Below are 6575 nucleotides of genomic sequence, written 5' to 3' on the forward strand. Positions count from 1 at the left end.
GATGCGGCCGGGCCCTCCTCTGTCCGCACTAGTCGGCGTCGCGCATTCGCAGGAGCTTCCTCGCTTCGACCGTGGTGATCGCGGGCCGCTGGGCCAGGGCCGCGGCCTCGGCGGCGCGGGCCACCAGTTGGTCGTTCCCGGTGACCGGTTGGCGCCGGGCGAAGGACACGGTGTCCTCCATGCCGACCCGCAGGTGCCCGCCGTGCGCGAGCGAGGCGAACATGACCGGGAGCGTGGAGCGGCCGATCCCGGTGGCGGAGAACGTGGTCCCCTCCGGCAGGTAGCGGCGCACGGCCTCGGCGAAGGCGGTCACCGTGGACGCGTCGCCCGCGGCCCCGCCGGGGACGCCGAGCACGAAGTCCACGTGGACGTGGTCGCCGAACGGGAGCCCGTGCTGATCGAGCAGCCGCTCCAGCGCCGACAGGTGCCCCAGGTCGAACAGCTCGTACTCGGGCACGACCGCCAGCTCCCGCATCCGCTCGTGGAGGCGCACCACGAACTCCCAGCGGTTGGTGAACACGTCGTCGCCGAAGTTCACGGTGCCCATCGTGCACGAGGCCATGTCCGGTTCGGCGTCGAGGACCGCCAGGCGGGCCTCCTCGCCGTCGCGGACCGACCCGCCCGTCGACAGCTGCACGATGAGGTCCGTCGAGTCCCGAAGGGCCGCAACGGCATCGCGCAGTCGCACCGGGTCGAGCGTCGGCTTGGCCCCGTCGTCGCGCAGGTGCACGTGGATGATCGAGGCCCCGGCCTGCTCGCACTTCACGGCCGTCCCGACGAGTTCGTCGAGGGTGACCGGAAGCGCCGGGACCTCGGCCTTGTCGACCTCGGCCCCGGTGGGCGCCACCGTGATCAGCGTCCCGGTCATCCGACCTCCGCCGCCTCGTCCTGGCGGGCGGAGGCCTGCCGCGAGCGCACCGCGGCCGCGTTCCCGGCCTCCTTCGCGGCGTGCGGGGCGTGCATGTTCGCCCACCACGCCTGGCCCGCCTTCGGCAGCGTGTCGATCGGGTCGTAGAACGGGTACCGGCGCGTGAGCGCGTCGGGGTCGTCCGCCTCGATCGAGGTCCGGTAGTTCTTCGTCCAGTACGAGATCCCCAGCTCCCGGTCGTACTCCGAGAGCTGGTGCACCCACCGCTTGCCGACCATCGGCACGTCGCAGATGATCCGCGGCGTCGCGTACCCCGGCAGGTACCCCATGATCGCGGTCTGGAGGTCCTGCGCCTGCGCGACCGAGGTCCGCCAGTGCTCGGCGTTGGGGATCATGTCGCACATGTAGAAGTAGTACGGCAGGATGTTCGCCTCCCCCTGGAGCGCGAAGCACAGGTCGAGCAGGTCCGCCTGGGTGTCGTTGACCCCCCTCATGAGCACGCCCTGGTTGCGCACGTCCCGCACGCCCGCGTCGAGCATCGCGGCCGCGGCCCGGGCAACCGTGGGAGTCACCGAGTTCACGTGGTTGACGTGCGTGTGGATCGCCAGGTTCACGCCCTGCCCGGCCGCCCGCTTGGCGACGCGGGCCATGCCCTCGACGACCTCGTCCTGGAGCCAGTGCTGCGGCAGCCCCATGAGCGCCTTCGTCGCCAGCCGGATGTCGCGGATCGTCTCGACGTCCAGGAGCCGGTCGAGGAACCGCTCCAGCTGCTTCCACGGCAGGTTCGCGACGTCGCCGCCGGAGACGACGACGTCGCGGACCCCCGGGTGGGTCTCCAGGTACTCCAGGATCGCCGACTGCCGGTCGACCGGCTTGAGCGCCAGTCGCCGCTTGTCGACCGTGGGGGTCGAGTTGCCGACCAGGTCCATGCGGGTGCAGTGCCCGCAGTACTGCGGGCAGGTCGACAGGAGCTCGGCGAGCACCTTCGTGGGGTAGCGGTGGGTCAGCCCCTCGACCGCCCACATGTCGTGCTCGTGCAGCGAGTCGCGCGCCGCGAAGGGGTGGGAGGGCCAGTCCGCGTGCCGGTCGGAGGCGACCGGGAGCATGTAGCGGCGGACCGGGTCGGCGTAGAACGGGTCGGTCCACGAGCCCGGCGAGGTCTCCTCGACCTGCGGGACCATCGTGTTGAGCATCTGCGGCGGCAGCAGCATCGACATCGTCGCCGAATGCGCGATGTCGGACTCCAGGTCCTCGTAGAAGGACTCGTGGAGCCGGTCGCCGAAGAGCGCGCGCAGCTGCTTCACGTTCTTCACGCAGTGCACGCGCTGCCATTGCGCCGAGGCCCAGTCGGCCTCGGTCACGTCGGCCCAGCCGGGGAACCGGGTCCAGTCCGGTTCGGCCAGCTCGCGTCGCCGGTACTGGTACGGCTGCTCGATCACGACGGGCGACGATGCCTCGTATGGTCGATCGGCCACGTTCTCACCTCCATGTCCGGGATGTTCGGCCCGGGGAAACGGCATGGGCGGGGGTGGACCGCCTTGTGACGAGGATAACCTTCCGTTACAGTTGCTCGCTAGGTCTCGCATATTGAGATTCGATCAACTCCCCATTGCGAAGTACACCCAAGAAGGGCGGCAACGATGTCGACAGGCTCACCGGTCGGATCGCACCGAGTCGTCAGCCCCGCCGGATCGCTGCCACAAGCGGCCGACCGGCTCGACCCCGACCCCGAGATCAAGGACGACGAGGTCCGCGTCAGCGTCGAGCGCCTCAACCTCGACGCCGCCTCTTTCCGCCAGCTCCATACGAAGCACGGCGGCGACGGCGACGCCGTCCGCGCCGAGGTCCTGGCGATCATCGAAGCGCGCGGCAAGATGCAGAACCCCGTCACCGGCTCCGGCGGCATGCTCATCGGCACCGTCGACGCCGTCGGCCCCCGATCCCCGCTCGGCCTCAAACCCGGCCAGAAGATCGCCACCCTCGTCTCCCTCACCCTCACCCCGCTGCGCATTACTGACCGGTTGGAGCGCTGGGACGGCAGTTCCGAGCAGGTCCCCGCGCAGGGAACGGCCATCCTCTTCGGCCGCTCCATCGCCGCCCCCATCCCCGAGGACATGCCCGAGGAGCTCGCGCTCGCCGTCTTCGACGTCTGCGGCGCCCCCGCCCTCGTCCGGCGCGTCGTCTCCCGCCGCTACCACTCCGCGCCCACGGTCGCCGTCCTCGGCGCCGCCGGGAAGTCCGGGTCCCTGTCCCTGGCCGCCGCCAAGGACGCCCGCGCCGCGAAAGTCGTCGCCGTCGTCCGCGACGAGATCGAGGCCGCCCAGATGCGCCGCCTCGGCCTCGCCGACAAGATCGCCGTCGCCGACGCCACCGACCCCCTCCACCTGGCCCGCGAGGTGAACGAGGCCCTCCACGGCCGCGGCGCCGACGTCACCGTCGTGTGCGTCGACGTCCCCGGCTGCGAGCACGGCGCCATCCTCTCCACCGCCACCGGCGGCACCGTCGTCTTCTTCTCCATGGCCACCTCCTTCCCCCAGGCCGCCCTCGGCGCCGAGGGCCTCGCCGCCGACGTCGAGATGCTCATCGGCAACGGCTACGTCCCCGGCCACGCCGACTACGCGCTCCACCTCATGAACGCCCACCCGCGCCTGAAGGAGCTGTTCAACACCCGCATCGGAGGACGGCACTGATGACCGGCCCGCTTCTGCCCCTCGACGCCGACCTCGTGGTCAAGGCCCGCCGCCTCGCGGCCAAGGCCGCTGAACCCGTGGTCGAGCTCGCACGCACGCATACCACCGTCTCCGTTGAACGCGCCACCCTCCGCCTCGCCGGCCTCACCGGCGCCGACCCCGACGGCATCCCCTGGGTCAACCGCCTCGCCGACGCCGTCCAGGAGCAGGTCGGCATCGAGCACGGCATCGCCCTCCCGGTCTTCCACGCCCTCAAGGACTTCCCGGACCTCGAACGCCTCGCCCACGCCGCCGCCGCAGGAGGCGTCCGCTTCGCCCTCCCCGAGGACGCCGCCGCCGAAGCCGCCCGCGCACGCGCCAGCACCGCCGTCGGCGCCGGCTTCGACCGCATCGACGCCTCCCGCGCCCTGCGCAGCAAGCTCGTCGGCGAGATCGGCGACCCGCCCCAGCGCCCCTGGATCTACCTCATCGTCGCCACCGGCGACATCTACGAGGACATCCCGCAGGCCCAGGCCGCCGCCAAGGCCGGAGCCGACGTCATCGCCGTCATCCGCTCCACCGGCCAGTCCCTCCTCGACTACGTCCCCGAGGGCGCCACCCGCGAGGGCTTCGCCGGCACCTACGCCACCGGCGAGAACTTCCGCCTCATGCGCGCCGCCCTCGACGAGACCTCCCGCGAGGTCGGCCGCTACATCCGCCTCACCAACTACGCCTCAGGGCTCTGCATGCCCGAGATCGCGGCGCTGGCGGGCATGCACCGGCTCGACATGATGCTCAACGACTCCATGTACGGCATCCTGTTCCGCGACATCAACCCGATCCGCACCTTCGTCGACCAGCGCTTCAGCCGCCAGGTCCACGCCCGCGCCGGGATCATCATCAACACCGGCGAGGACAACTACCTGACGACGGCCGACGCGGTCGAGGCCGCCCACACCGTCACCGTCTCGCAGCTGCTCAACGAGCGCTTCGCCCACGAGGCCGGGCTCCCCGACGAGCTCCTGGGCCTGGGGCACGCCTTCGAGATCAACCCCGAAGTGCCCGAGTCGTTCCGGCTCGAACTCGCCCACGCGCTCCTGGCTCGCCAGCTGTTCCCCGACGCGCCGCTGAAGTGGATGCCGCCGACCAAGCACATGACCGGCGACGTCTTCCGCGGCAACCTCCTCGACGGGTTCTTCAACCTCGCCGGGGTCATGACCGGGCAGTCGATCCTCCTGGTGGGCATGATGACCGAAGCGGTCGTCACCCCGTGGCTCTCGGACCGCGACATCGCTCTCCAGAACGTGCGCTACGTCCTGTCCGCCTGCGCCGGGCTCGCCGAGGACTTCCACCCGCCCGCCGACGGCTTCATCGCGGGCCGCGCCAACCACGTCCTCGGCGAAGCGGTCGACCTCCTCGGCAAGATCGTGGACGACGGCCTGCTCAACGCCATCGCCGACGGCACCTTCGGCATCATGAAGCGCCCCGCCGACGGCGGCCGCGGCCTCGACGGCGTCGCCAAGCGCGCCGAGGACTACTGGAACCCCGCCGCCTCCATCTTGGACGGAGTCACCGAATGAGCCGCATCGTCCGCCCCTACGGCGACACCACCGGCGACGGCATGGTGCAGATGTCCTTCACCCTGCCCGTCCCGCACGACAAGCGCGCCGAGGGCGCCGCCCTCCAGCTCGCCGCCAAGATGGGCCTCGACGGCGCGATGCTCGTGCACGCCAAGCCCATCGGCGAGAACTACACGTTCTTCGTCGTCTACGGCGCCACCACGCACCTGGTCAACCTCGACGAAGTCCAGGTCGTCGAGCGCGACTACCCGCACCTGAGCCCCAAAGAGGTCAACGACGCCGTCCGCGGCAAGCTCGGGCGCAAGCTCACCGTCGTGGGCGCCTGCATCGGGACCGACGCGCACACCGTCGGCATCGACGCGATCCTCAACATCAAGGGCGTCGCGGGGGAGAAGGGCCTGGAGTACTACCGCGAACTGCGCGTGGTCAACCTCGGCGCCCAGGTCGCCGTGCCCGACCTCGTCAACCGGGCCGTCGACGAGGGCGCCGACGCCGTCCTGGTCAGCCAGGTCGTCACCCAGAAGGACGCCCACCTGCACAACACCCGCGAGATGTCGGCCGCCTTCCGCGAGGCCCTCCCGCCGAACCGGCGCCCCCTCCTGGTCGTCGGCGGCCCCCGCTTCGACGAGTCCGCCGCCGCCGAGCTCGGCGTCGACCGGATCTTCAGCCGCGGCACCATGCCCTCCGACGTGGCCTCCTACCTCGTCCACCGACTCGTCTTCGCGAAAGAGGAAGCAGCATGACGGACCACAACGGCACCAAGGTGACCCACCGCCGCTACATCCCCTACTCGCACGCCCACTACGGCGGGAACCTCGTCGACGGCGCCTACGGGCTCGGCATGTTCGGCGACGTCGCCACCGAGCTGTGCATCCTCACCGACGGCGACGAAGGCCTCTTCGCGTCCTATTCGGACGTCCAGTTCAAGGCGCCCGTGAAGGCCGGGGACGTCGTCGAGGCCACCGCCGTCGTCGTCCGCACCGGGACCCGCAGCCGCACCGTCGAGTTCACGCTCACCGTGGTCTGCCGCGCCGACCCCGACCGCGGCGACTCCGCCGCACTCGTCCTCGACGAGCCGATCACCGCCACCACCGCCACCGGGACGGTAGTAGTCCCGTGACCGACGTCGTCGTCTGCGTCGACGTCGGCTCGACCTACACCAAGGCCGCCGCCGTCGACGCGGACTCCGGCGCGCTGCTCGGCGCCGCCTCCCACCCGACCACCCTCGGCACCGACGTCATGGACGGCCTGCGCACCGCCGTCGAACAGGCCGTCCCCGAGGGCGCCAAGGTGACCGACACGCTCGTGTGCTCCTCCGCGGGCGGGGGCCTGCGCCTCGCCGTCGTCGGCAACGAGCCGCTCGTGACCGCCCGCGCGGCCTACCGGGCCGGGCTCAGCGCCGGCGCCCGCGTCGTGGACGTCCGCGCCGGGCACCTGGGCGTCGGCGACTTCGCGGCC

7 protein-coding genes are annotated in these 6575 nt (G+C 71.3%); 5 read left to right on the forward strand and 2 right to left on the reverse strand.

Annotated features, from left to right (window positions below):
- Positions 1-28: 28 nt before the first annotated feature.
- Both DI269_RS14450 and DI269_RS14455 read right to left on the reverse strand, forming a co-directional pair.
- Positions 29-868, reverse strand: coding sequence for a BKACE family enzyme (locus tag DI269_RS14450; RefSeq protein ID WP_112136984.1), 840 nt, complete (start codon positions 866-868; stop codon positions 29-31).
- Entirely contained in the window at positions 865-2343 is a 1479-nt protein-coding gene (locus DI269_RS14455) for a KamA family radical SAM protein (protein WP_112136986.1), read from the reverse strand. The genes DI269_RS14450 and DI269_RS14455 overlap by 4 nt, the downstream gene beginning before the upstream one ends.
- A gap of 165 nt (positions 2344-2508) precedes the next feature.
- Between DI269_RS14455 and kdd the strand changes: the two genes are divergently transcribed.
- From kdd to DI269_RS14480, 5 genes are all read left to right on the forward strand, one after another.
- Complete coding sequence (gene kdd, locus DI269_RS14460; protein ID WP_112136988.1) at positions 2509-3558, forward strand: L-erythro-3,5-diaminohexanoate dehydrogenase; 1050 nt, start codon at positions 2509-2511, stop codon at positions 3556-3558.
- The gene (gene kamD, locus DI269_RS14465; protein WP_112136990.1) at positions 3558-5117 is read left to right on the forward strand and encodes a lysine 5,6-aminomutase subunit alpha; all 1560 of its coding nucleotides are present in this window, start codon (positions 3558-3560) and stop codon (positions 5115-5117) included. The genes kdd and kamD overlap by 1 nt, the downstream gene beginning before the upstream one ends.
- Positions 5114-5860, forward strand: a complete 747-nt coding sequence (kamE, locus tag DI269_RS14470) for a lysine 5,6-aminomutase subunit beta (RefSeq protein ID WP_112136992.1) — start codon at positions 5114-5116, stop codon at positions 5858-5860. The genes kamD and kamE overlap by 4 nt, the downstream gene beginning before the upstream one ends.
- Positions 5857-6237: a 3-aminobutyryl-CoA ammonia lyase gene (gene kal / locus DI269_RS14475; RefSeq protein WP_112136995.1), complete on the forward strand. Its 381-nt coding sequence runs from the start codon at positions 5857-5859 to the stop codon at positions 6235-6237. The genes kamE and kal overlap by 4 nt, the downstream gene beginning before the upstream one ends.
- Positions 6234-6575: glutamate mutase L (locus tag DI269_RS14480; RefSeq protein WP_198667439.1), on the forward strand; the 342-nt coding region annotated here is incomplete at its 3' end. The genes kal and DI269_RS14480, both read left to right, overlap by 4 nt.

It is taken from the genome of Glycomyces dulcitolivorans (assembly GCF_003265355.1).
GTDB lineage: Bacteria > Actinomycetota > Actinomycetes > Mycobacteriales > Micromonosporaceae > Glycomyces > Glycomyces dulcitolivorans.